The organism is Janthinobacterium sp. GW821-FHT03C08 (assembly GCF_059420905.1).
The window spans coordinates 244,587-267,610 of record NZ_JBWKUP010000008.1 but is presented as its reverse complement, the minus strand read 5'-3'; the positions used below and the strand labels follow the sequence as shown (position 1 = coordinate 267,610).

Here is a 23,024-nt window from a genome sequence, read left to right as displayed (position 1 = left end):
AAGTTGTAGAATCAGTATAGGGATGGAAAAGGGCATTTTTCATCAGAAAATCCATCAAAAAACCATCAATTCCAGAACCGGAGGACGCCAGGCATGACACATCCCTTTCCCGTCAAGGTCGTGGCCCTGCAGGCTGGCGTCAGCCTGGCCACCGTCGACCGCGTGATCAAGCAGCGCGGCGGCGTGCATGCCAATACGGTGCGCCGCGTGATGCAGGCGCTCGATGAACTGGCGCGGCAAAGCACGCAGGTGGGCCTGTCCGGCAAAAAATTCATGCTCGACGTGCTGATGGTGGCGCCGCGCCGCTTTACCGATGCCGTGCGCGCCGCGCTGGAAGCGGAACTCCCGTCCCTGCATCCGGCCGTGCTGCGCTCGCGCTTCCACCTGCAGGAAACCCTGGACGCGGACGGCATCGTCGGCCTGCTGGAGCGCATCCGCAAGAACGGCAGCCACGGCGTGCTGCTCAAGGCGCCGGACCTGCCGCCGGTGGCGGCGGCCGTCGCGCGCCTGGCGGCGGCCGGCATCCCCGTGGTGACCCTGGTGACGGACTTGCCCGATTCGGCGCGCAGCAGCTACGTGGGCATGGACAACCGCGCGGCAGGCGAGACGGCCGCCTACCTGATCGGGCAGTGGATGGGCGGCGCGCGCAAGCGGCAGCAGGTGCTGGTGACCCTGAGCAGCAACCGCTTTCACGGCGAGGAAGAGCGCGAGATCGGCTTTCGCCGCGCGCTGCGCGAACGCCACCGGCACCTGAGCATCGTCGAAGTGAGTGAAGGCCATGGCATCGACGGCGCCACGGGCGCGCTGGTGCGCCAGGCGCTGGCCGGCCATCCGGGCATCGCCGCCGTGTATTCCATCGGCGGCGGCAATGCGGCCATCGTGCAGGCGTTCGCGCAGGCGGGGCGCCGCTGCCAGGTCTTCATCGGCCACGACCTCGATGCGGATAACCTGGCGCTGCTGCAGTCGGGCGCGATCCAGGCCGTGCTGCACCACGACCTGGGCCAGGACATGCGCCGCGCCTGCCAGGACATCCTGCGCGCGCGGGGCGCGCTGCCGCCGCTGGCGCCGTCGCACGCGCGGGCCGGCAGCCTGTCCGCCATCCAGGTCGTCACACCGTGGAACCTGCCGGCCATGACTGGCCGCAATTGACAGTCACCCGGGGCTGGACGATACTCGTCGCTTCGCTCATCGCTCACCCCAGGAAGGAAATCCCCGATGTTCGTCTCTCCGCAATTGTGCAAGACCGTGCTTGCCGCCACACTCGCCGCCGCATTCTCCACCGTGCTGGCCATGCCAGCCAGGGCCGCCGCCCCCGCCGCGGCCAGCGCATCGTCCGCCTGGGTCGAGGCCAGCAACCGCAATGCCGCCATCGTGCTGGCGGCGCAGGCGCAGTTTTCGCCTGAGCGCGCGTCCGACACGGGCCTGGCGCAGTACGACGGCCTGGCCGCCGACCTGGGGCCGAAGCTCACGGAGCGCTATGTGGCGGCCATGCAGCAGGCGCGCGCGCAGCTGCAGCAGAAGCTGGCGGCGGAAAAGGACGAGCGCATCCGCCAGGACTTGCAGATCCTGACGAATGCCGTCGACCAGTCCATTGCCGGCGCCCAGCTGGAAGCGAAGTACAGCCTGCCGTGGATGGACGTGCCGCAAATGGTCTTTGGCAGCATGCAAAGCCTGCTGCAGGAGCAGCGTCCAGCCGCGCGCCGCGCCAAGGCGCTCGAACGCCTGCAGCGCTACGTGGGCCAGTATCCGGGCAGCACGCCGCTCACGCAGCAGGCCAAGGCGCGTTTCACGGAAAAGATCGGCCAGCAGGGCCTGGCCGGTCCCGTGCGCATGCAGGTGGAGCAGTCGCTGGAAAACGTGCCGACGTATATCGCCGGCATCCGCAAGCTGTTCGCCGACATGAAGATTACCGGCGCGGAAAGCGCGCTGGCGGCCATGGAGCAGCAGCTCAATGACTACGCGGCGTGGGAGCGGCAAGTGGTGCTGCCCCTGTCGCGTACGGATTTCCGCATGGCGCCCGAGCTGTACGCCTTCCGCCTGAAGCAGGTGGGCATCGACATCGAGCCGCGCGCGCTGGTCGAGCGGGCGGAGGTGGCCTACCTGGAAACGCGCGCTGCCATGCAGGCGCTGGCGCCCGTGGTGGCGGCGAAAATGTCGCTCAAGGGCATCGATGGCACGGATTACCGCCAGGTGCTGCGCGCGCTGAAAAGCGATTCCATCCCCAACGAGCAGCTCGAAGCGCACTACAAGGGCGTCAACACGCAGCTCGAGGAGCGCATCCGCGCGCAGGGCGTGGTTGACGTGCCGCAGCGCGCCATGACCATGCGCCTGGCATCAAGCGCCGAATCGGCGGCCCAGCCGGCGCCGCACATGCGTCCGCCTCCGCTGATCGGCAACACGGGAGAGCACGGCCAGTTCGTCCTCCCCGTCAGCAATCCGTCCAGCAGCGGCAAGGGCGAGGCGTATGACGACTTCAATTTCGCGGGGGCCGCCTGGACCCTGAGCGCGCACGAGGGCCGCCCCGGCCACGAGCTGCAGTTCAGCGCCATGGTGGAGCGGGGCGTGTCGCAGGCGCGCAGCCTGTACGCGTTCAACAGCGTCAACGTGGAAGGCTGGGCGCTGTATGCGGAAGCGGAGATGATCCCCTACGAGCCGGCCGAGGGCCAGCTCATCGCGCTGCAGTTCCGCATGCTGCGCGCCGCGCGCGCCATGCTCGACCCGATGCTGAACCTGGGCCAGGTCACGCGGGAGGAGGCGGGACGCATCCTGACGGACGAAGTGATGCTGTCGAAACCGATGGCGCGCCAGGAACTGGACCGCTACACCTTCAAGATGCCGGGCCAGGCGGGCAGCTACTTCTACGGCTATACGCGCATCCTGCAGCTGCGCGCGGAGACAGAGCTGGCGCTGGGCGACAAGTTCGACCGCCTCGCCTTCAACAACTTCCTGCTGGGCCAGGGCCTGCTGCCGCCAGGCCTGCTGGCCAAGGCCGTGCGCGAGCACTTCATCCCCGAGCAGCGCAAGGCCAAGGGCTGACGCGATTGCACGATGCGCCGCGCCGCGCTGTTCCGCATGCCATATACTGGCGTCCTTGAAATAATGACGTGAGCGTGTCTGCATGTGGCGTGGGATTGTTTTTGGCTTGCTGGCCGGCGCCTTCTGGGGCGCCGTTTTCATTGTGCCGGTGCTGCTGCCGGACTTTTCTCCCGTCGAACTGATGGTGGGGCGCTACGCCTGCTATGGCGCGCTGGCGGCGGGGCTGATGCTGCCGCGGCTCGTGCCCCTGCTGCGGCGTTTGCGGCGGGCCGACTGGCTGGCCATGCTGCGCCAGGCGCTGGCCGGCAACGTCGTGTATTACCTGCTGCTGGCGTATGGCGTCAAGCTGGCCGGCGTGGCGCCCACGTCGCTGATCATCGGCTTGCTGCCGCTGAGCGTGACGATTGTCGGCCACAAGGACCACGGCGCGCTGCCCCTGCGCCGCCTGGCCCTGCCGCTGCTGGTGGTGGCACTGGGCATCGCCTGCATCAATATCGATATCTTCAGCCACGCGGGCAGCGCCGGCGCGGACGGCGCCAGCCTGGCGCACAAGCTGCTCGGCGTGCTGTGCGCCGCCTGCGCACTGGCCTGCTGGACCTGGTATGCGCTCGACAACGACCGCTTCCTCAAGCGCCATGCGCACGTCAGCGCCGTGGAATGGTCCATGCTGTATGGCCTGGCCAGCGGCGTCATCGCGCTGGCCGTCGGCGCCGTGGCGCTGGCGCTGCACCATGCCGGTACGGCCGCTGGCACGCCGGCGCGCGACTGGCCCCGCTTCTGGCTCGTCTGCCTGCTGCTGGCGCTGGGCGCGTCCGTGATCGGCAACTACCTGTGGAACCTGGCGTCGCGCCTGGTGCCCGTGACCCTGTCGGGCCAGCTGATCCTGTCCGAAACCCTGTTCGCGCTGCTGTATGGCTACCTGTACGCGCAGCGCATGCCGCGCCCGCTCGAATGGGCGGCCATGTTCCTGCTGGCGGCCGGCGTGCTGTGGTCCGTGCATGCGCATGCGCGCGAGGAAGGGCGCAGGCAGTCGACGGGGGCAGGGTAGAAAAGGCGCAGTTTTGCCCGCCATTCTGCTCTTGCCAGTCGTATAATCATGCTCATTTGCTGGCCACCCCGGGAGTTCCGCTTGCAGTTACCGATCCGTTATCCGAACATGCCGCAACTGCTGCTGAAGGCCCGCGACAGCCTGCTGCAGCACTTCCGCCCCATCCTCAATCACTTCGGCGTGACCGAGCAGCAGTGGCGCATCATGCGCGCCCTGAATGAAAGCCCGACCCTGGAGCCGCGCGAACTGTGCGACATCTGCCAGATTTCCAGCCCCAGCATGAGCGGCATCCTGGCGCGCATGGAAGAAATCGGCCTGATCGGGCGCAGCAAGTTCGAAGGCGACCAGCGCCGCCGCAAGGTGCACCTGTCGGAAGCGGGCGCCAGTTTGCTGCTGCAGATGGGCAAGCTGATCGACTTGCAATATGCCAGCCTGGAAGCGGCCTATGGCAAGCAAGTGTTCGACGACATGCGCCGCGCGCTCGAAGCGTTCATTGCCCTGGAAACCCTGCCCGTGGCGCCCACCATCCTGCGCTGAGCGGTTTCCCCTCCCGTCACCTGACCGTCCCTGCGGCGCGTGTTTTTCAGCACGTGCCGCCGCTGCTTTTTCCATGCTGTTTTTGATAATTTCCGCATGCTGCGGGGCTTGCGCCCGTGCGCCGCTACGTTTTGCTATAAGACCAATGAATGTTTTGCTATAAGACTATGCCTTACAGTTAATCACTTACATGTGAGTAATTCGGCGTATAATTTGCCTCACTTGATCCAAATCAAGAAGAAAAAGCGCACGTTCCGGCGATCAGGCGGAGCGGCAGCGCGGCGCCACCGCCGTATTTCCGTCTCCCGGCGGAAAAAAATGGCAGGCGTACAATAAAACAGGAAAGTCAGGAAAAAATGAAAACTACTTGCATGCGCGCCGTGGCGCTGGCTGCCGTTTCACTCGTCGGCGCAAACGTTTGCGCCCAGAGCAATGTCAGCATCTATGGCGTGGTCGACGCGGCGACCGCGTACACGAGCAACCAGGGCGGCAACTCGAACACCTATATGCGCAGCGGCAGTTTGTCCGCCAGCAAGATCGGTTTCCAGGGCGTGGAAGACCTGGGCGGCGACTTGAAGGCGCTGTTCTTGCTGGAAAGCGGCTTTGAAAGCGACACGGGCGCGCAAAGCACGGCCGGCTCGCTGTTCAACCGCCAGGCCTACGTGGGCTTGCAGTCGCAGGCCTACGGCACGCTGACGGCCGGCCGCCAGTACACGCCCTACTATCTGCTGGTCGGTTCCCTCGCATCGAGCAATATCCTGACGGGCGCCACCGGCGCCCACCCCGGCGATATCGACGGCCTCGATACCACCGTGCGCATCAATAACTCCCTGAGCTACAGTACGCCGGCCTGGCGCGGCCTGCAGGCCAGCGCGCAGTACGGCTTCGGCGAAGCGGCCGACGGCAATGCCGTGGGCAGCAGCTTCAGTGCCGCCGTCAAGTACAGCACCTCGCCGGCCGAATTCGCGCTGGGCTACCTGAAACTGAAGAATGGCGAGAACGGCACGGGCTGGAGCGACAAGTCCTCTGCCAGCTTCGGCATCTCCGCCATCAACCAGGGCTATGCCACGGCCGACAGCATCCAGTACATCGCCGCCAGCGCGCGCTACACCATGGGCAAGTGGATGGTGGGCGCCAATGCCAGCAACGTGCAATACCAGGCCGGCACCCGCTCCGCCTTCCGCGATACGGCCATCTTCAACACGGCCGGCCTGATTACCAGCTACCAGCTGACGCCGCGGTGGTTCCTGGCCGCCGGCTACAGCGACACCTTCGCCAGCCGCGCCAACGGCATCGCCGACCGCGCGCGCTACCGCCAGCTGTCGTTCGAGCAGAATTATGCGCTGTCGAAGCGTACGGCGATCTACCTGATCGAAGCGCGCCAGCTGGCGCGCGGCCAGACCCTGGGCCAGAACGGCGCCATCGTCGATGCCGTCGCCTCGGTCGGCGATTCGCAGAACGGCACGCCGTCGTCGGACGGCGGCCAGACGGTGGTCATGGTCGGTCTCAAGCACTCTTTCTGAACGGTTGCAGAACTCACGGGAGCTTCAATTGGACGCTACACATCACAAGGAGGGCCGCGGCCCTCTGAATCCCGGCCGCCGCATGGTGCTGGCCGGCTTGCTGTCGGCTTCGGCGGCGGCGCTGATTCCCTGGGCGCTGGCCGAGCCGGTCGCCAATGCGGAGCAGGGCGCCTTCCTTGGCGTGTCGGCCATGCTGGCCGGGCGCCAGGTGCTCGACCCGGCGCTGGCCAAACGCCTGTACGACGCGCTGACGGCGCAGGACGCCGCCTTCCCCGCGAATGTGCGCGCGCTGCTGGCGCTGATCAACGCGCAAGGCTTGCAGGCCGCCGGCCTGCAGCAGGCGCTTGACACCGCGCAGTCGCCGCTGGCGGCCCTGCCGCGCCAGATCGCCAGCGCCTGGTACCTGGGCATCGTCGGCACGGGCGAGGCGGCCGTCTGCGTCGCCTACGAGCAGGCGCTGAACGCGGCCGTCGTGGCCGACGTGCTCAAGCCGCCCACGTATTCCTACGGCGCCTACGGCAGCTGGGCCAGAAAACCAATTTAAGGAGCCATCATGGCCGAACAACTCTCCGCCGATTACCTCGTGATCGGCTCCGGCATCATCGGCTCCCTGGCCGCGCGCAAGCTCGCGCTGGCCGGCGCCTCGGTGCTGATCCTGGAAGCGGGACCGCGCGTCTCGCGCGGCGAAATCGTCGCCCGTTTCCGCAACACGACGCGCCGCAGCGACTGGATGTCGCCGTATCCATCCGTCGCCACGGCGCCGCACCCGATCTACCAGCCCAAGGACAATGGCTACCTGGTGCAGGCCGGCCCGTATCCGTATCCGGCCGAATACATCCGCCAGTTCGGCGGCACCTCGTGGCACTGGGCCGCGCAGGCGTGGCGCAACGTGCCGAACGACTTCCGCATCCATACCCTGTATGGCGTGGGCGTCGACTGGCCCATCAGCTATGCAGACCTGGAGCCGTTCTACCAGGAAGCGGAAGAAATCATGGGCGTCTCCGGCGCGGAGAACACGGGTTCGCCGCGCAAGCAGCCATTCCCGATGGACTCCGTGGCGGAACCGTACGCCATGCGCCGCATCCGCGAGCGCCTCGACCCCACGTTCAAGGTGGTGGGCAACACGGTGGCGCGCAACAGCGTCAGCTACGATGGCCGCCCGGCCTGCTGCGGCAACAACAGCTGCCAGCCGATCTGCCCCATCGACGCGCAATACCACGGCGGCATCGCCGCGCAGCAGGCCGAAGCGGCCGGCGTGCAGATCGTCTGCAATGCCAACGTCTACAAGCTGGAACACGACGCGCAGGGCCGCATCACGGCAGCGCTGTACTACGACGTGGATAAAAAGAGCCACCGCGTGACGGCCAAGACCTTCATCCTGGCCGCCAACGGCATCGAAAGCCCGCGCCTGCTGCTCGTTTCCGCCTCGGACAAGTACCCGAACGGCCTGGCCAACAGCAGCGACATGGTGGGCCGCAACCTGATGGACCACCCGAGCACCTCGATCACCTTCGACGCCGATGAAGACCTGTGGCTGGGCCGGGGCCCGCAAAGCCCCAATTCCATCAACACCATGCGCGACGGCGACTTCCGCAGCCAGCATTCGCCGTACCGCCTGGACTTCACGAACATCTCGCGCGTGGATGGCTCGACCAAGGAATTGATCGGCAAGGGCATCTTCGGCGAGGAATTCGAACAGCAGCTGCGCTTCCGCTCGGCCCGCGAAATGAGCCTGAAAAACGTGCTGGAAGTGCTGCCGAACCCGGAAAACCGCATCGCCCTCAGCAGCGAAAAGGACGCCATGGGCATCCCCAAGCCGCAGGCGCATTATTCGATCGACGAGTACACCAAGCGGGGCCACGAGCGCTCGAAACAGGATTTCGAGAATATCGCCAGGCTGATGGGCGGCACCAATTTGCGTCACAGCAAGGAAGGCGTGTTCGCCAACAACCAGCACATCTGCGGCACCCTGTCGATGGGTTCCGACCCCGCCAAGGCCGTCTGCGACCAGTGGGGCCGCACCTTCGACCACGCCAACCTGTTCCTGTGCAGCACCGGCGTGCTGCCCACGTCTGGCACCTGCAACTCGACGGAAAACGGCCTGGCCGTGGCCTTGCGCACCGTCAAGCATATCCTCGACGAACAACAGGGAGGCACAGCATGATGGCGAACTTCAGAATCGCGGCCGGCGCCGCCTTGTTCTCGCTGGCCCTGCCCGTGCTGGCGGCCGGCCCGGACGCGGCGGCCATCGAGCGTGGCCGCTACCTGGCCACGGCCGGCGACTGCATCGCCTGCCATAGCGTGTCGGGCGGCAAACCGATGGCTGGCGGCCTGGCCCTGGCCACGCCGCTGGGGGCCATCGTCGCCACCAACATTACGCCATCGACCACGCACGGCATCGGCAAGTACACGCTCAAGCAGTTCTCCGACGCCGTGCGCCATGGCGTGCGCGCCGACGGCGCCAACCTGTACCCGGCCATGCCCTACACAGCCTACGCCAAGGTGACGGACGAGGACACGGCGGCCCTGTATGACTACTTCATGCATGGCGTGGCGGCCGTGGACGCGGCGCCGGCGCAGACGACGGACTTGCCGTTCCCGTTCAATATCCGCCTGTCGATGGCGGGCTGGAACCTGCTCTTCCTCGATAAGAAGCCCTTCGTGGTCGATACGGCGAAGAGCATGGAATGGAACCGCGGCGCCTACCTGGCGCAGGGCCTGGCCCACTGCACCACCTGCCATACGCCGCGCAATGCGCTGATGGCCGAGCAGCTGTCGAAGGAGCTGGGCGGCGCAGACCTGGGCACCTGGTATGCGCCGAACATCACCTCGGACATCCACAGCGGCGTGGGCGGCTGGAGCCAGCAGGAACTGGTCGACTACCTGCGCACGGGCCGCGCGGCCAACAAGGCGCAGGCGGCGGGGCCGATGGCCGAAGCCATCGACCATAGCCTGAAGCACCTGAGCGACGCCGACCTGAACGCCATCGCCCACTACGTCAAGGGCGTGCCGGCCATCCGCGACAAGGCCGATACGCAGCCGGTGACCCAATGGGGCAAGGCGGGCGACGAGCTGGCCAGCATCCGCGGCGTGCCGCTGCCGCAAAACCTGAACAAGATGTCGGGTGCGCAGCTGTACGATGCGCAGTGCGCCAGCTGCCACCAGGCCAAGGGCGAGGGCAGTTTCGACGGCAGCCTGCCGCCCCTGTTCCATAACTCGGTGACGGGCCGCAGCAACAGCAACAACCTGGTGATGGCCATCCTCGATGGCGTGGAACGGCAGGATGGCAAGGGCAGTCATGCCGGCCACCTGATGCCGGCCTTCCGCCAGGCCCTGTCGGACGAGCAGATCGTCACCCTCGGCAATTACGTGCAGAAGATGTACGGCAATCCCGACGTCAAGGTGACGGCGGAACAGGTGACGACCCTGCGCAACGGCGGTCCCGCCTCGAACCTCATCGGCCTGGCGCGCGCCGGCATCATCGTCGGCGTGCTGGTGCTGCTGGCCTTGCTGCTGTGGTGGCGGGGACGGCGTCGCAAGGCGGCGTAAGCGTCCAACCGCAGCAAAGGCCGGGGCCAGACTGGAAAGTCTGGCCCTTTTTTTTGCCTCATAATTGCAACTCGTTTGCATATGTGGAACTTATGTACTATCATAAGTTACATGAGACGCGACAGCAAACTATCATCGATCCTCCATGTGCTGCTGCACATGGCCCATGCGGGACGCCCGATGACGTCCGAGGAACTCGCCGGCTGCCTGGACACCAACCCCGTGCTGGTGCGGCGCGTGATGGCCGGCTTACGCGAGCGCGGCTACGTGGCCTCGGTCAAGGGTCATGGCGGCGGCTGGCGCATCGTGTGCGACCTGCACAGGGTCACTCTGCAAGACATCTACGTGGCCGTGGGTTCGCCCACCATCTTCTCCATGGGCAACCGCGTCGAGCAGCCGGGCTGCCTGGTAGAGCAGGTGGTCAACCAGTCGCTGGCCGGCGCCTTTGATGAAGCCGAGGCGCTGCTGATCCGGCGTTTCGGCGCCATCACCCTGGCCAACCTGGCCGAACGTTTCAGCCAACAACACCGAGGAGCACCCCATGCCCATTCCTGAAGCGCCCGGCGTCCCATTCGACGCCATCATCGTCGGCGGCAGCTATGCCGGCCTGTCCGCCGCCACGCAACTGGCGCGCGCCCGCCGCCGCGTGCTGGTGATCGACGGCGGCCAGCGCCGCAACCGCTACGCCAGCCATTCCCACGGTTTCCTGACCCAAGACGGCAGCGGGACGGCCGCCATCGCCGCCGAGGGCAAGGCGCAGCTGCTGGCGTATGCCACCGTCACCTGGCTGGACGGCACGGCCATGCAGGCGGCGGCCAGCCCCGATGGCGATGGCTTCGACGTGATCCTGGCGGACGGCAATGCCGTTCACGGCCGCCGCCTGGTGCTGGCCACCGGCGTGATCGACGAGCTGCCGCCCGTCGATGGCTTGTCCGAGCGCTGGGGCGTCAGCGTCTTTCACTGCCCCTATTGCCACGGCTATGAACTGGCGCAGGGCGCCATCGGCGTGCTGGCCACCGGGCCCCTGTCGATGCACCATGCGCTGATGCTGCCCGACTGGGGTACGGTCACTTTTTTCCTGAATGGCGCGATCGAGCCCGATGCGGCGCAGCTGGCGCAACTCGAGGCGCGCGGCGTCAAGCTGGTGCGCACGCCCGTGGCGCGGATCGACGGCGTGGCCGACGTGGTCATGGCCGACGGCAGCCGCCATGCGATGGCCGGCCTGTTCGTGGCCACCCGCACGCGTCTGGCCAGTGCCCTGGCTGTGGCGCTGGGCTGCGCGCTGGAAGAGGGCGCCATGGGCCCGTTTGTGCGCACCGACGAGCAAAAGGCCAGCAGCGTGCCCGGCGTCTTTTGCTGCGGCGATGCGGGACGCATGGCCGGCAGCGTGGCGTTCGCGGTGGCCGATGGCGCCATGGCGGGCGTGGCGGCGCACCGTTCGCTGATGTTCGGGTTGGATCAGGCGGCAAAACCCCCGTCGATCTTCAGTCCCGCACCCGTGACGAAGGCCGCTTCTTCGCTGGCCAGGTAGGCCACCATGCCGGCGATTTCCTCGGCCGTGCCGTGGCGGGGCAGGGCCATCAGGCCGTGCATCAGGTCGGCGAAGTCGCCCGTGGGCGGGTTCATGTCCGTGGCGACGGGGCCCGGTTCCACGTTGTTGATGGTGATGCCGCGCGGTCCCAGGTCGCGCGACAGGCCTTGCGTCAGGCCGATCAGGGCCGATTTGCTCATGGCGTAGGCGGCCGCGCCCCCGAACGGCATGCGGTGCGCATTCGTGCTGCCGATGTTGATGACGCGCCCGCCCGCCTGCATGTGCGGCACCGCCGCCTTGATGGCCACGAACACGGCGCGTACGTTGACGGCCACGGTCTTGTCGAAGTCCGCCAGCGAAAAATCGTCGATGGCGCCGGGCAGGAATACGCCCGCGTTATTGACGAGAATATCGATTTTGCCAAACTGCGCCGCCACCTTGGCTAAGGCCGCCGTCAGGGCCGCGGCGTCGGCCGCGTCGGCCTGCACGCCCAGGGCCTTGCCGCCGTTGGTCTCCACCTTGGCGGCCAGCGCCTGCGCTTCGGCGGCCGAGCTTTGATACGTGAAGACGACCGTGGCGCCCTGGCGCGCCAGGCGCTGGACGATGGCGGCGCCGATGCCGCGCGAGCCGCCCGTCACAAAAGCGATCTTGTCTTGCAGTGTCAGGGAGGTGCTCGTGATGGCTGGGGTTTGCATGATGGGCTTTCTGTATGAGGAGTCGGGAAGCCCAGTATCTGCCTTTCATTCCTGCCGCGCTAGCCATGAATCGCTACAATCACTTTCAACTATTACGATCAAATAAACGGGTAAAATGGGGCATGGACGCACTCAATCACTTGCCATCGTTCGTGCTGTCGGCCGAGCTGGGCAGCTTTTCGGCCGCCGCGCGCCGCCTGGGCCTGACGCCGGCCGCCGTCAGCAAGAACGTGGCGCGCCTGGAAGCGAGCCTGGGACTGCGGCTGTTCCAGCGCAGCACGCGGCGCCTGACCCTGACGGAAGGGGGCGAACGCTTCCTGCAGCAGGTCAAGGGCGCCCTGTCCACCTTGCAGGAAGCCGTCGCCGGCGCGGCGGAAGAGGGCGGCCAGCCTGCGGGCATATTAAAAATCAGCATGGCGCCGTCGTTCGGGCGCAGCTACGTGGTGCCCTTGCTGGGCGACTTCATCGCGCGCTACCCGGGCGTCATCCCCGACTGCCATTTTGACAACCGCCAGGTGGACCTGGTGGGCGAAGGGTTCGATGTCGCCATCGGCGGCGGCATCGAGTTGACACCGGGCGTGGTAGCGCGCGAACTGGGTCACGCCCATGTCGTCGCCACGGCGTCGCCCGTCTTCATGCGGGGCAAATCCATGCCAGCACACCCTTCGGAGCTGGCGCAGTTCGACGGCGTGGCGCGCCGCTCGGCCGGCAGCGGCAGGTTGCGCAGCTGGATACTGCGCGACGGGCAGGGCGGCGAAGGCGTGGCCGAATGCCGCCCGCGCGCCATCTTCGACGATCCGGAAGCGATGGCGCAGGCGGCTATCCTGGGCGTCGGCGTGGCGCTGTTGCCCATGCCGCACGCGCTGGCCCATTTGCGCAGCGGCGCGCTGGTCCGCCTGCTGCCCGGCTGGCACGCCGATTCCGGCCCCTTGTCCGTGTACTATCCCAGCAAGAAGCTGCTGCCCGCGAAGACGCGCGTGTTCGTCGATTTCTTGCTGGAGCAGTTCCGCCAGCGCGATTTCGCCGCGCAGATGCGGCCCGATTAAGCACTGAAAAATTCCCATGCATAGCAATTACAGCCTGTTTTATACCTTTGACGGCGATCAAGCAGCCCGCTTCCAGGAAGCGCGCGTGTTCGGCAGCACTGTGTGGACGGCCGCCGGCGCGGCCATGACGTGGGGCGAGGAGACGCGCAAGGACTACGCCAGCGAAGCCGAGGCGCAGGCCGCATACCTCGCGCATTGCCAGGCCGCCCTGGCCGATGGCTATGCGCTGGCGCGCAGCACGGCCATCAACCCGGCCGTGTTTGATTTCGCGTTGCTGCAAAGCCTGGTGGCGGATGCCGCGCGCCTGGCTTTCGACCGCATGCGCCGTGCGCATCCCGGCCAGCACATCGACGCTTTCGCGTTGGTGAGCGACGACAGCGCCATGACGATCGGATGCATGGCGAACAGCCGCGAAGCGCTGGCCGCCTCGGAATACGGCGAAGAGATGCTGTGGAACCCGGCCGAATGGGCGTTTGACGAGGGCGGCGCCTACTTCGACAGCGCCTACCGTTTGCTGCTGCAGGCGCACCGCGGCTTGCCGTTCGACGTCGCATTCGCCACCTTCCGCACCGGCGTATTCGACGCCTGCATCGCGGCGCTGGCGCAGCTCGACACGGAAGGCATACTCGGCACGGGCGCGCAGCGCGACGAGAGCGTGCTGCTGTTCGAGGTCAGCGACAGCGAGCCCCTGGAAGGCGCGCTGGCGCGTTTGAATCCGCCGGCCGTGGTGGCGCGTTTCGCGGCGTGGATGGCCAGCTGGGAAGAGCAGGGATAAATACCATGTCCAAAACGAGAAAAATATTTTTTGTATCCATATTGCTGACCGCAATACTCATCGATATACAGTTTTTAATTGGCTGTGGAAAATTAAGCCCTGAATTTTCATGGAGCTGGGTGATCGTTGGCGCATTTCTTCAACTGTATGGCGCGCGTAAGCTCTTCCAGACATCAAGAAGTGATGCAGCGGCCGGCATCGATATCGTCCCTGATGATTACGTCAGGTATGGTTTTTTTCGTTCAAAATGGTTTTATGTGGTTTGCATTATCTACTTGGGCTGCCTGATTTTTTCTTACGGGGTAAGCCATCCTGATTCGCGAACTGAGATCAAGCTTGGCATGAAAATAAGCAGCTGCCCAGCGGTAGGCAGGTAAGGTCATGAATGTGAGCGCTTTATCGCGGGGATGCTTTATGCCGCCACCAGCCTGATTCTCGTAATTTCCGCCGGCGCGCCGATGCGTTTCGGCGGCCCCCAGTATCCCGTGCCGCGGCTCACATAAATCCACAGGCGGCCGCGCCGGTGCAGGCCCGCCACGTAGGGCTGTTGCAGCGGCACGAACAGATTCCACGGCCAGAACTGGCCCCCGTGCGTGTGGCCCGACAGTTGCAGGTCGTAGCCGGCCGCTTCCGCCTCGGGTGCGCTGCGCGGCTGGTGCGCCAGCAGGATGCGGGGGATATGCTCTGGCGCGTCGGCGATGGCCGCTTGCGGATCGCTGCGCTGATCCGGGTCAAAGGCGCCTGCATTGAAGTCGGTGACGCCGGCGACGGCCAGGCGCGCGCCGTCGTGCTCGAGAATCACATGTTCGTTCATCAGCACGCGCAGGCCCAGGCGACGGAACTCCGCCACCCATGGCGCGGCGCCCGAATAGTATTCGTGGTTGCCCGTCACCAGAAACACGCCATGGCGCGCGCGCAGCTCGCCCAGCGGCGCCGTGTGGCTGCCCAGCTGCGCCACCGTGCCGTCGACCACGTCGCCCGTGATGGCGATAAGGTCCGCCTGCAGGCCGTTGGCGCGCGCGACGATGGCTTCCACGTAGGCGCGCTTGATGGTGGCGCCCACGTGGATGTCGCTCAATTGCACGATACTGTAACCCTGCAGGGCGGCCGGCAGCCCGGCGATCGGCACGGTGACTTCGCGCACGCGCGCCACTCGGCGGGCGTTGATGAAACCAAGGACGGTGGCCAGCAGGGCTAGGGCCAGGACCGCCACGGCGGACGCCTGCGCGTGCGGGCGCAGGGCGGGAATCAGCATCAGCAGGGCGCGCAGCACCGTGAGCACGAACAGCGAGGAAAAAAAGCCCATGCACAGCGAACCGGCCCAGCTCAGGCGGTCGGCCAGGCGCGCATCATGGGTGACGGCGCGGGCGAAGATGGTCATCGGCATCAGCATGGTCGAGGCCAGCAGCACGGCGCCGCCCAGCAGCCAGCCGGCCAGGCCGACGGGCAGCGCCGGCAGCAGCAGCCAGCCCAGCAGGGCGTGCAGGGCGCCCAATATCATGGTGATGCGCAGCAGGGGCGTGCGGGTTTTCATGTCATGGTTCCAGGAGTGGGGCGCCCAGGTAGGCGGAAGTGATGCGCGCGAAAGTGCCGTCCTGGCGCATCTGCCGGAACACGCGGTCGAAGGCGGCGGCCAGCGCCGGCGACGCCGCGCTCTTGCGGAACACGATATAGGTGTCGAAGCGCATGGAGGGCGACGATGGCGGGGCGGGCGCCACGCGCGCGATACCGCCCAGCTTCAGCTGCCTGACCGTGTACTGGCCGACGATGCCGTCCGCCAGCACGGCGTCGATGCGCTGCAGCGCCAGTTTCTGGAAATTGGCCGCATCCGTCGGCACTTCGGCGATGCTCCAGCGCCCCTGCGCGGCGCCGGCGGCGATGGCCTCGGGCAGGCGGAAGCCGGCGCGCACGCCGATCACCTTGCCGGCCAGGTCGTCCAGCCTGCCCACGGCCGGCAAGGCATGTGCCGGCTGCGCGGCCTGGCGCACGAACAGCGCGTACTCGGTCGGCTGCAGGGGCACCTTGCCGAATTCCAGGTACTGCTCGCGCGCCGGCGTGCGGCTCATGGCGAAGGCGCAATCGACCGTGCCTTGCGGCCTGGCCAGTTCACTTTCCAGGCGGCGCCACGGCATGGCGCGAAATTCGATGGCGATGCCCAGCCGCGCCGCGGCTTCGCGCAGCACGTCCACGTTCAAGCCCTCGATGCGTCCCTGGTTCTGCATGAAGTAGGGCACGAAAATGTCGTCATGGCAGACCAGCCTGGCCGGCAGGGCGTCGTCGGCGCGGGCCGGCGCCGCCAGCAGGGCCGTGGCGGCCAAGGCGGCGGCCAGCCATGCGCGGGGACGCAGGCGGTGAAAAAAAGGCACAGCAGCGCCATCGCACATCGGTTGTTGCCGCAATTGTTCATCCCAGGTGGCCCGAAACTGTCGTGTTTCGCACCCGCCGATTATAGCCGAAGCGTCATATAAAAAAACCAGGCGCGCAGGCCGTCCCGCGTCATGGCGCGATATGCAGTCCCAGCATGGCCAGCTTGCCGAAATCGACAGGCTTGGCGAAGTGCTCGTTGAACCCGGCCTGCAGGGCCGCCTGGCGGTCGTGTTCCTGGCCATAGCCGGTCAGCGCCACGAGCTGGAATTGCTGCGGTATCGGCAGCTGGCGCAGCTTGACGGCGACGTCGTAGCCGTTCATGTCGGGCAGGCCGATGTCGAGGAAGACGATGTCGGGCTTGAATTCCAGGGTGCGCTCGGCGGCCTGCGCCCCCGTGTAGGCCGTGCGCACCGTGTGGCCGTACATTTCCAGCAGCTCGGCCAGGGTGTCGGCCGCGTCGCAGTTGTCGTCGACGACGAGGATGCGCTGGCTGCTGCCGGCCGCGGAAGCTGGCGGCGCCGGCGCGGCGGCGGGCAGCGGCACGTTGGCGTCGAGCGGCAGGCTGACTTCGAAGGTGCTGCCCAGCCCCACGCCGGGACTGCTGACGCTGACCTGGCCGCCGTGCAGCTCGACCAGCGTGCGCACCAGCGACAGGCCGATGCCCAGGCCATCCTGCACCCGGTCGGGCGAGTGGCCGCTCTGCGCGAACAGGCCGAAGATGCTGTCGATGCTGGCGGCGGCGATGCCGATGCCGTTGTCGCTGAGGCGGATATGCACGGTATCGCCTGCGCGCTCGGCGGAAATGGCGATGCGCCCGCCCGGCGCCGTGAACTTGGCCGCGTTGAGCAGCAGGTTGGCGACGATCTGTGACAGGCGCACGGCATCGCCGCAGACCCACAGCTCCTGCTTGGGCAGCATCACGTCCAGCGCATGGCCGCGCGCCTCGATGCTGTGCGAGCTCGTTTCGACGGCGCTGCGGATCACGCTGGCCAGGCTCACGCTGTCCCACTGCAGCGAGATCTTGCCCAGCGAAATGCGCGATACGTCGAGCAGGTCGTCCACCAGGCGCACCAGGTGGTCCGTGTGGCGGGCGATGGTGCGGCGGGCATTGTCCTGCGCGGCCGGCACGATGGGGTCGAGCTTGCACAGCAGGGCCAGCGCCGTGCGGATGGGACCCAGTGGATTGCGCAGTTCGTGCGCCAGGGTGGCCAGGAATTCGTCCTTGCGGCGGTCCACGTCGCGCAGAGCGCGTTCCACCTGGCCCAGGCGCAGGAGGGCCCGGACATTGGCGATCAGTTCGTCGGCCTCGATGGGCTCGACCAGGTAATTGTCGGCGCCGCCATCGAGGGCGCGGATCTTGTCGGCCGTGCCGATGCACGAGGCCGACGTTTGCAGCACCAGGATGGTGTTTGTCTCGGCGCCGCCCTTCAATTGGCGGCACACTTCCAGGCCGTTGATATCGGGCAGCTTGACGTCGAGCAGGATTAGATTAGGGCGGTCCTGGCGGGCGCGCAGCAGTGCGTCGCCGCCGTTCGAGGCTTCGATGACCTTGAAGCCGGCGCGTTTGAGGATGCGCGACTTGGCGTAGCGTGCGCCATCGCTGTCATCGACGTTCAGGATCAGAGCATCGCTGTTGTTATCCGGTAGCATGCGCATTGTCCCAGGTGGTTGTGCCTTGCGGCGGAACCGGCTCTTGCCGGTGATGTTGGTTGCCGATCAGTGCGCGCAGGGTCGCCAGCAATTGCTGGCGCGACAGCGGCTTGACATAATAGGCATCGGCGCCCAGGGCCAGGCCCTTGCGCACGTCGTCGATCTCGGTGGCGACGATGACGGGCACCTGGCGCCGCAGCGGGTCGTTTTTCAGCTCGGCCAGCCAGTGCCAGGCCGTTTCGCCGTGCAGCAGGATGTCGAGGATGACGGCGGCGGGGCGCTGCTGTTCCCAGCGCTCCTGCGCCTCGCGCACGCTGCGCGCGGGGACGACGCGAAACTCGCTGCCGGCCAAGAATTTTTCATACAGCAGGCGCACGGGCGGATTGTCTTCCACCACCAGCACGCCGATGCGCTGGTCGTTGCCGTTGTCGTTGGCCGGGGCGCTTGGCGGCAGGCTACCTTCGGGCGCATGGTAGCTGGTGGGCAGGACCACGGAAAACAGCGAACCGTGGCCCGGCGTGCTGTCCACGGACACCGTGCCATTGAGCAGGGTGGCCAGGTTGCGGCACAGGGGCAGGCCCAGGCCCGTGCCCCTGACCTTGCGCTGCATGTGGTTTTCCACCTGGCTGAATTCCTCGAAGATCAGCTGCACGTCTTCGGCATCGATGCCCAGGCCCGTGTCGGAGACGGAAAAGCGGATGGCGTCCTGCTCCGGCAAGGGCGTGGCGCTGACGATGATGGCGCCCGCCTCCGTGAATTTGAGCGCGTTGGAGATGAAGTTGCGCAGGATTTGCGACAGCTTGCCTTCATCCGTATGGATCTGCAGCGCCGGATCGGGATCGATGAAGGTGAGCGTGAGCGTATCGGACACGAGCAGCGGGCGCAGCATGCCGCGCAGGGCGCTGAACAGGTCGGCCACCTGGAAGCTGTTGGCGTGCACGTCGACCTTGCCCGCCTCGATCTTGGCCAGGTCCAGCAGATCGTTCACCAGGTCGCTCAGGCTGACGGCGCTTTGCAGGATGAACAGCACCTGCTTTTCCTGTTCCTCCGATAGTTCGCCGTCGATGCGGTCGAGCAGCAGCTTGGACAGCGCGCGGATGGAGCTGAGCGGGGTGCGGAATTCATGGCTCATGTTCGACAGGAAGCGCGACTTCATCTGGTCGGCGCGGCGCAGGTGGTCGGCCTTTTCATCGAGTTCCGCGAACAGCGCCACCACGCCCCGGTTGGTGTCTTCCAGCTCGCGCGTCAGCTGCAGCAAATCGTCCTGGCGCGTCTTCAGTTCGGCCAGGGTGCTCAGCAGTTCTCGGTTCTGCTGCTGCACCTCGGACAGCGTGATATCCGACGGCAGCGCCTGCAGGCTGCCGGACAGGGTGCCGATGCTTTGCCCGTCGAGCAGGGGCGCGTCGCGCGGGAACAGCTTGTGCAGCGTGATCTGCGTGCCGTCGCCGGGCGCGCTGTGGATATGGCAGCGGTCCATCAGGCGCTGCGCGCCCAGGATGCCCAGGCCCATGCCCGTGGGCGAGCGGTAGGTGCCGGCCAATATCTTGTCGAGCTGCGCGATGCCGGGGCCCTGGTCCTCGATGCGGATGCTGAGCACCTGCGGCGCCGTCTGGCCATCGATGGCGAAATGCACCTTGCCGCTGCCCGCGTAGTTGTAGACGTTGCGCGCCAGTTCCGACACGGCCGTGGCGATGCGCACCTGGTCCTGCACGCCGAAGCCGCACAGGGCGGCGATTTGCCGCGCGCGCTGGCGTGCGCCCACCACGTCGAGTTCACTGCCGATATGGGCTGTCAATATGCGTTGCGTCATGCCCCACCTGTCCTTTCTGCTGTTTCTGCCGTTACAGCCTGGTATTCCTCATGCTCGCGCAGCACCACCACCGTGACGTCGTCGCGCCCGCGCGCAAAATCGCGGTACAGCACGGCGGCGATGAGGCTGGGGTGGCATTGCGCCAGGCCCGGATACTGTTCCAGGTCCCAGCGCGTGTGCAAGCCGTCCGAGTGCATGATCAAGGTCGCGCCCAGCTGCCACGGATAGCAGAATTCCTGCACCTTGCGCAGATTGCTGCCGACGATGCCGTTATGCGACAGCAGATGCCGGCGCTGCTGCGCGTCGAAGGCGCAGGCGGCGATGTTGCCCACGCCGGCATAGCGCAATTCGCGGCGCGCGCTATCGATATGCGCCACCGCCATGGCCGCGCCGCGCGTGGTGCGCAGCGCGCCGTGGGCCAGCTCGATGAAGGGGGCGGGCAGGGGCGGCAGGCCGGGCGTGTCGTGTTCCAGCAGCGCGCTGGCGCGCTCCGACGCGCGCGCCGCCAGCGGGCCGTGGCCCAGGCCATCGGCCACCATCAGGCTCAGTTCATGGCCTTCGCACACGACGTTCCAGGCGTCGCCGCACACCTGTTCCGAGGCCAGCGGCAGGCACACGGCGCCGATGCGCCAGTTCGGATGGGCGGGAATGGCGCTGCTGGCGTGCTGGCCCCAGACCACCGCCATCAGCACCGTGCCCTTGCCGGGCGCGGTGTACAGGTCGAATTCCTGGCCCAGGCGGCGTATCGCGCCCAGTCCCACGCCGTAGGTGCCCGTGGTGGAATGGCCGTCCTGCATGTGCTGGCGCACATTGGCCATGCCGGGGCCGTAGTCGATGGCCAGCACTTCGATGCCGCTGGTGCCGCCGCGCAGCACCTTGCGCAGCAGGATTTCGCCGCGCTGCGCGTGCTTGACGATGTTGGTGGCCGCTTCGCTGATGATGATGGCCAGCTGGCCCGTGCGCACGTCGTCGAAGCCGATGCGGCGCGCCAGTTCGTTGCCGGCGCGGCGGGCCGCGGCGATCTCGCTCGGTTCGCCGATGGGAAAACTTCTTTGCCTGAGAATGTCAGGCTGTGGTTCCTGGTGGTTCAAAACAGCTTCCATTTCGCGATGGTGACGGTGGTGCCCGCGCCGGGCGCCGTGTCGATGTGAAATGCGTCGGCCAGGCGCTTGGCGCCGCCCAGCCCCAGTCCCAGTCCGCCGCCGCTGGTATAGCCATCGGTCAGCGCCAGGGGAATATCGTCGATGCCCGGTCCCGCGTCGACGAAGCGCAGTTCCAGGCCCTGGCGCGCGCCATCGCTGACGCGCGCGATGCGCGCCTCGCCGCCGCCGCCGTAGCGCAGGGTGTTGCGCGCCAGTTCGCTGGCTGCCGTGATGATCTTGGTCTGTTCGATCAGGCCAAAACCCATGGCGACCATGCTGTCGCGCACCTGCTTGCGCAAGCGCACGACGTCCTCGTCGCTGTGCAGGGGCAGGATCTGCTGCAGCTGTTGCGCCCCCGCCTGCGCCCGCTCCTGTGCCTGCGCGCCTAGCACGGCGCCCCCGTCATGCGCATGCGCCGCTCCGTTCCAGCATCTTGATGCCCAGCTCCACGTTGAGCGCCGTGCTCACGCCTTCCAGGGTCAGCCCCAGTTCCACCAGGGTGATGGCGACGGCCGGCTGCATGCCGACGACGACGGTGCGCGCGTCGAGGATTTTCGCCATCGCCGCCGTGTTGCTGATCATGCGGCCGATGAAGGAATCGACGATGTCGAGCGCGGAAATGTCGATCAGCACGCCCGTGGCGCGGTCCGTCACGATGCGGGTGGTCAGGTCGTCCTGCAGGGTCATCGCCAGGCGGTCGTGCATGTCCACCTGGATCGTCACCAGCAGCAGCCGGCCCATGCGTAAAATGGGGATTCTTTCCATAGGCGCCTCAGTGTTGTTGCTGCTGGTAGGTGATGCTGGAACCCGTGCGTTTCAGGGCCACGACGAAGGCGTCGGCCAGGGTGGCCTTGGTCATCACGTCTTCCAGGTTCACGCCCAGGTGCACGATGGTTTGCGCGATCTGCGGGCGGATGCCGCTGATGATGCAGTCGGCGCCCATCAGGCGCGCGGCGGCGATGGTCTTCAGCAGGTGCTGCGCCACCAGGGTGTCGACGGTGGGCACGCCCGTGATGTCGATGATGGCGATCAGGGCGCCCGTGTCGACGATCTTTTGCAGCAGGCTTTCCATCACCACCTGCGTGCGGGCGCTGTCGAGGGTGCCGATCAGGGGCAGGGCCAGCACGTTTTGCCACAGCTGCACCACGGGCGTGGACAGCTCCAGCAATTCCTGCTGCTGGCGCAAGATCACCTGTTCGCGCGCCTTCTGGTAGATGGCGATGGTCAGCAGGCCCAGTTCGTCGAACAATTTGCTGGTGCTGACGATGGCGTCGCCCAACTGCTCCGGCTGCGCCGTGATTGCCTTGCGCAGGTAGGCGAACAGCGGTTCCTTGAGGGCGAACATGAAGCTGGCCGTGTCGATCGGCGAATAGCCCTGGCGCACGCGCGACTGCGATATTTCGGCGAGCAGCTGGCGCGTATCGTCCCAGGCGCCGCCTTCGATGTCGAACGAGTCGCCGCTTTCCAGCGCGCCCGCCAGCAGCGGCAAAAATTGCGACGCCTGCTGGCGCAGCTCGTTTTCGGCGATCTTGTCGCGCCGCACCAGGCGGGCGATCAGGCCGGCCATCCAGCCGTCCAGCAGTTCCGTGTGGTGTTCGTTGATGATGCCGGCCAGTTGCTGCGCCTGGCCCATGGCCGCTTTGTTTTTCATGCTGATCCTTGGCTGGAGTGGAGGGTGCGGCACGGCCGCAAACGGGTCCGCGCTGTGATGAATAAATTATAGGCAGACGTGGCTTTAGCTTGTGTTCTGTGCCGCACATAGTGGCGCATGTCGATGTACATTCCTGCCGGAAACATTCGCGTCTTCACCTGGATCTTTTAAAGATGTATTTAGTTTGCATGTTTAAGTGGATTCCGCTACACTGGCAACACTCAACAAGAGAAACTCGCCATGAATATCGACAAATTCAAACAGCAGCACCTGGCCATCCTGGCCGCCATCGATGACTTGCGCCGGCTGGCGCGCGGCGGCGTGGCCGCCCAGGCGCAGGCCATCGCCGAACAGATCATCGCCATGAGCGGCCTGATCAAGCTGCACCTGGCCGTCGAGCAGCGCTATCTGTATCCGGCTGCGCAGGCTTGCGGCGTGGCCACGGTGGCCCGACTGGGACGCCAGTACGAAAGCGAGATGCACGGCATCGCCGGCGCCTACCTGGACTTCGCGGGCCGCTGGAACACGTCCGTGCGCCTGGCAGCCGAGCCGGAGGCCTTCCGCAGCGAAGCCAATACCGTGCTGCACGCGCTGTTCCAGCGCATGCGGCGCGAGGATCACGATCTTTATCCCGCCATTGAATCACTGGCCTGAAACCGCTTAC

General features: G+C 66.5%; 23 protein-coding genes. 14 read left to right on the top strand and 9 right to left on the bottom strand.

All coding sequences use genetic code 11. From position 1 onward, the window contains the following. Window positions 1-93 precede the first annotated feature (93 nt). From AC07VL_RS13735 to AC07VL_RS13690, 10 genes are all read left to right on the top strand, one after another. Window positions 94-1,149, top strand: a complete 1,056-nt coding sequence (locus AC07VL_RS13735; protein ID WP_494806364.1) for a LacI family DNA-binding transcriptional regulator — start codon at window positions 94-96, stop codon at window positions 1,147-1,149. Window positions 1,150-1,215: 66 nt separating this feature from the next. Then, a complete protein-coding gene (locus tag AC07VL_RS13730; RefSeq protein WP_494806363.1) occupies window positions 1,216-3,036 on the top strand; it encodes a DUF885 domain-containing protein in 1,821 nt (606 codons plus the stop codon). An 82-nt stretch (window positions 3,037-3,118) separates the two neighbouring features. Continuing rightward, on the top strand, window positions 3,119-4,084 hold the full coding sequence (locus AC07VL_RS13725) for a DMT family transporter (protein ID WP_494806362.1): 966 nt from the start codon (window positions 3,119-3,121) through the stop codon (window positions 4,082-4,084). A gap of 81 nt (window positions 4,085-4,165) precedes the next feature. After that, a complete protein-coding gene (hpaR, locus tag AC07VL_RS13720; protein ID WP_494806361.1) occupies window positions 4,166-4,621 on the top strand; it encodes a homoprotocatechuate degradation operon regulator HpaR in 456 nt (151 codons plus the stop codon). Between the two features lie 356 nt (window positions 4,622-4,977). Next, window positions 4,978-6,144, top strand: coding sequence for a porin (locus tag AC07VL_RS13715; RefSeq protein ID WP_494806360.1), 1,167 nt, complete (start codon window positions 4,978-4,980; stop codon window positions 6,142-6,144). A gap of 28 nt (window positions 6,145-6,172) precedes the next feature. Beyond that, complete coding sequence (locus tag AC07VL_RS13710) at window positions 6,173-6,688, top strand: sugar dehydrogenase complex small subunit (protein ID WP_494806359.1); 516 nt, start codon at window positions 6,173-6,175, stop codon at window positions 6,686-6,688. A 9-nt stretch (window positions 6,689-6,697) separates the two neighbouring features. Next, window positions 6,698-8,308 (top strand): GMC family oxidoreductase, encoded by a 1,611-nt coding sequence (locus AC07VL_RS13705; RefSeq protein ID WP_494806358.1) that lies wholly within the window; start codon window positions 6,698-6,700, stop codon window positions 8,306-8,308. Beyond that, the gene (locus tag AC07VL_RS13700) at window positions 8,305-9,693 is read left to right on the top strand and encodes a c-type cytochrome (protein WP_494806357.1); all 1,389 of its coding nucleotides are present in this window, start codon (window positions 8,305-8,307) and stop codon (window positions 9,691-9,693) included. The genes AC07VL_RS13705 and AC07VL_RS13700 overlap by 4 nt, the downstream gene beginning before the upstream one ends. A 111-nt stretch (window positions 9,694-9,804) precedes the next feature. Next, on the top strand, window positions 9,805-10,248 hold the full coding sequence (locus AC07VL_RS13695; protein WP_494806356.1) for an Rrf2 family transcriptional regulator: 444 nt from the start codon (window positions 9,805-9,807) through the stop codon (window positions 10,246-10,248). Beyond that, a complete protein-coding gene (locus AC07VL_RS13690) occupies window positions 10,235-11,224 on the top strand; it encodes an NAD(P)/FAD-dependent oxidoreductase (RefSeq protein ID WP_494806355.1) in 990 nt (329 codons plus the stop codon). The genes AC07VL_RS13695 and AC07VL_RS13690 overlap by 14 nt, the downstream gene beginning before the upstream one ends. Here the strand turns inward: AC07VL_RS13690 and AC07VL_RS13685 are convergent. Further along, entirely contained in the window at window positions 11,152-11,919 is a 768-nt protein-coding gene (locus tag AC07VL_RS13685) for an SDR family oxidoreductase (protein WP_494806354.1), read from the bottom strand. The two genes, AC07VL_RS13690 and AC07VL_RS13685, sit on opposite strands and share 73 nt — an antisense overlap. Before the next feature lie 122 nt (window positions 11,920-12,041). Between AC07VL_RS13685 and AC07VL_RS13680 the strand changes: the two genes are divergently transcribed. The 3 genes from AC07VL_RS13680 to AC07VL_RS13670 are packed head-to-tail and all read left to right on the top strand — an operon-like array spanning window position 12,042 to window position 14,117. Next, window positions 12,042-12,965: a LysR family transcriptional regulator gene (locus AC07VL_RS13680; RefSeq protein ID WP_494806353.1), complete on the top strand. Its 924-nt coding sequence runs from the start codon at window positions 12,042-12,044 to the stop codon at window positions 12,963-12,965. A gap of 16 nt (window positions 12,966-12,981) precedes the next feature. Next, window positions 12,982-13,740 (top strand): DUF4303 domain-containing protein, encoded by a 759-nt coding sequence (locus AC07VL_RS13675; protein ID WP_494806352.1) that lies wholly within the window; start codon window positions 12,982-12,984, stop codon window positions 13,738-13,740. Window positions 13,741-13,745: 5 nt separating this feature from the next. Continuing rightward, window positions 13,746-14,117 (top strand): hypothetical protein, encoded by a 372-nt coding sequence (locus AC07VL_RS13670; RefSeq protein ID WP_494806351.1) that lies wholly within the window; start codon window positions 13,746-13,748, stop codon window positions 14,115-14,117. Window positions 14,118-14,152: 35 nt separating this feature from the next. On the opposite strand, the gene AC07VL_RS13665 is transcribed toward AC07VL_RS13670, so the two are convergent. The 8 genes from AC07VL_RS13665 to AC07VL_RS13630 form a co-directional block, all read right to left on the bottom strand. Then, the gene (locus tag AC07VL_RS13665; protein WP_494806350.1) at window positions 14,153-15,274 is read right to left on the bottom strand and encodes a metallophosphoesterase; all 1,122 of its coding nucleotides are present in this window, start codon (window positions 15,272-15,274) and stop codon (window positions 14,153-14,155) included. 1 nt (window position 15,275) lies between these two features. Then, window positions 15,276-16,106, bottom strand: coding sequence for a substrate-binding periplasmic protein (locus tag AC07VL_RS13660; RefSeq protein WP_494806349.1), 831 nt, complete (start codon window positions 16,104-16,106; stop codon window positions 15,276-15,278). A gap of 130 nt (window positions 16,107-16,236) precedes the next feature. Then, window positions 16,237-17,757 (bottom strand): ATP-binding response regulator, encoded by a 1,521-nt coding sequence (locus AC07VL_RS13655; RefSeq protein WP_494806348.1) that lies wholly within the window; start codon window positions 17,755-17,757, stop codon window positions 16,237-16,239. After that, window positions 17,744-19,567: an ATP-binding protein gene (locus tag AC07VL_RS13650; protein ID WP_494806347.1), complete on the bottom strand. Its 1,824-nt coding sequence runs from the start codon at window positions 19,565-19,567 to the stop codon at window positions 17,744-17,746. Before AC07VL_RS13650 ends, AC07VL_RS13655 begins: the two co-directional genes overlap by 14 nt. Next, window positions 19,564-20,658: an ATP-binding SpoIIE family protein phosphatase gene (locus AC07VL_RS13645; protein ID WP_494806346.1), complete on the bottom strand. Its 1,095-nt coding sequence runs from the start codon at window positions 20,656-20,658 to the stop codon at window positions 19,564-19,566. Before AC07VL_RS13645 ends, AC07VL_RS13650 begins: the two co-directional genes overlap by 4 nt. Further along, complete coding sequence (locus AC07VL_RS13640) at window positions 20,655-21,101, bottom strand: ATP-binding protein (RefSeq protein WP_326457164.1); 447 nt, start codon at window positions 21,099-21,101, stop codon at window positions 20,655-20,657. The genes AC07VL_RS13645 and AC07VL_RS13640 overlap by 4 nt, the downstream gene beginning before the upstream one ends. A gap of 10 nt (window positions 21,102-21,111) precedes the next feature. Continuing rightward, window positions 21,112-21,474, bottom strand: a complete 363-nt coding sequence (locus tag AC07VL_RS13635) for an STAS domain-containing protein (RefSeq protein ID WP_070218473.1) — start codon at window positions 21,472-21,474, stop codon at window positions 21,112-21,114. A gap of 7 nt (window positions 21,475-21,481) precedes the next feature. Beyond that, window positions 21,482-22,360: an STAS domain-containing protein gene (locus tag AC07VL_RS13630; protein ID WP_494806345.1), complete on the bottom strand. Its 879-nt coding sequence runs from the start codon at window positions 22,358-22,360 to the stop codon at window positions 21,482-21,484. 240 nt (window positions 22,361-22,600) lie between these two features. On the opposite strand from AC07VL_RS13630, the gene AC07VL_RS13625 reads away from it, so the two are divergent. Continuing rightward, window positions 22,601-23,014: a hemerythrin domain-containing protein gene (locus AC07VL_RS13625; protein WP_494806344.1), complete on the top strand. Its 414-nt coding sequence runs from the start codon at window positions 22,601-22,603 to the stop codon at window positions 23,012-23,014. The last annotated feature ends 10 nt before the right edge of the window (window positions 23,015-23,024 follow it).

What these genes read in the sequence shown, in the direction of transcription:
- AC07VL_RS13685 (WP_494806354.1), bottom strand. Translation starts at nt 11,919, where the DNA reads ATGCAAACCCCAGCCATCACGAGCACCTCCCTGACACTGCAAGACAAG.
- AC07VL_RS13725 (WP_494806362.1), top strand. Translation starts at nt 3,119, where the DNA reads ATGTGGCGTGGGATTGTTTTTGGCTTGCTGGCCGGCGCCTTCTGGGGC.
- AC07VL_RS13730 (WP_494806363.1), top strand. Translation starts at nt 1,216, where the DNA reads ATGTTCGTCTCTCCGCAATTGTGCAAGACCGTGCTTGCCGCCACACTC.
- AC07VL_RS13650 (WP_494806347.1), bottom strand. Translation starts at nt 19,567, where the DNA reads ATGACGCAACGCATATTGACAGCCCATATCGGCAGTGAACTCGACGTG.
- AC07VL_RS13630 (WP_494806345.1), bottom strand. Translation starts at nt 22,360, where the DNA reads ATGAAAAACAAAGCGGCCATGGGCCAGGCGCAGCAACTGGCCGGCATC.
- AC07VL_RS13680 (WP_494806353.1), top strand. Translation starts at nt 12,042, where the DNA reads ATGGACGCACTCAATCACTTGCCATCGTTCGTGCTGTCGGCCGAGCTG.
- AC07VL_RS13695 (WP_494806356.1), top strand. Translation starts at nt 9,805, where the DNA reads ATGAGACGCGACAGCAAACTATCATCGATCCTCCATGTGCTGCTGCAC.
- AC07VL_RS13655 (WP_494806348.1), bottom strand. Translation starts at nt 17,757, where the DNA reads ATGCTACCGGATAACAACAGCGATGCTCTGATCCTGAACGTCGATGAC.
- AC07VL_RS13735 (WP_494806364.1), top strand. Translation starts at nt 94, where the DNA reads ATGACACATCCCTTTCCCGTCAAGGTCGTGGCCCTGCAGGCTGGCGTC.
- AC07VL_RS13625 (WP_494806344.1), top strand. Translation starts at nt 22,601, where the DNA reads ATGAATATCGACAAATTCAAACAGCAGCACCTGGCCATCCTGGCCGCC.
- AC07VL_RS13700 (WP_494806357.1), top strand. Translation starts at nt 8,305, where the DNA reads ATGATGGCGAACTTCAGAATCGCGGCCGGCGCCGCCTTGTTCTCGCTG.
- AC07VL_RS13715 (WP_494806360.1), top strand. Translation starts at nt 4,978, where the DNA reads ATGAAAACTACTTGCATGCGCGCCGTGGCGCTGGCTGCCGTTTCACTC.
- AC07VL_RS13670 (WP_494806351.1), top strand. Translation starts at nt 13,746, where the DNA reads ATGTCCAAAACGAGAAAAATATTTTTTGTATCCATATTGCTGACCGCA.
- AC07VL_RS13705 (WP_494806358.1), top strand. Translation starts at nt 6,698, where the DNA reads ATGGCCGAACAACTCTCCGCCGATTACCTCGTGATCGGCTCCGGCATC.
- AC07VL_RS13690 (WP_494806355.1), top strand. Translation starts at nt 10,235, where the DNA reads ATGCCCATTCCTGAAGCGCCCGGCGTCCCATTCGACGCCATCATCGTC.
- AC07VL_RS13665 (WP_494806350.1), bottom strand. Translation starts at nt 15,274, where the DNA reads ATGAAAACCCGCACGCCCCTGCTGCGCATCACCATGATATTGGGCGCC.
- AC07VL_RS13675 (WP_494806352.1), top strand. Translation starts at nt 12,982, where the DNA reads ATGCATAGCAATTACAGCCTGTTTTATACCTTTGACGGCGATCAAGCA.
- AC07VL_RS13635 (WP_070218473.1), bottom strand. Translation starts at nt 21,474, where the DNA reads ATGGAAAGAATCCCCATTTTACGCATGGGCCGGCTGCTGCTGGTGACG.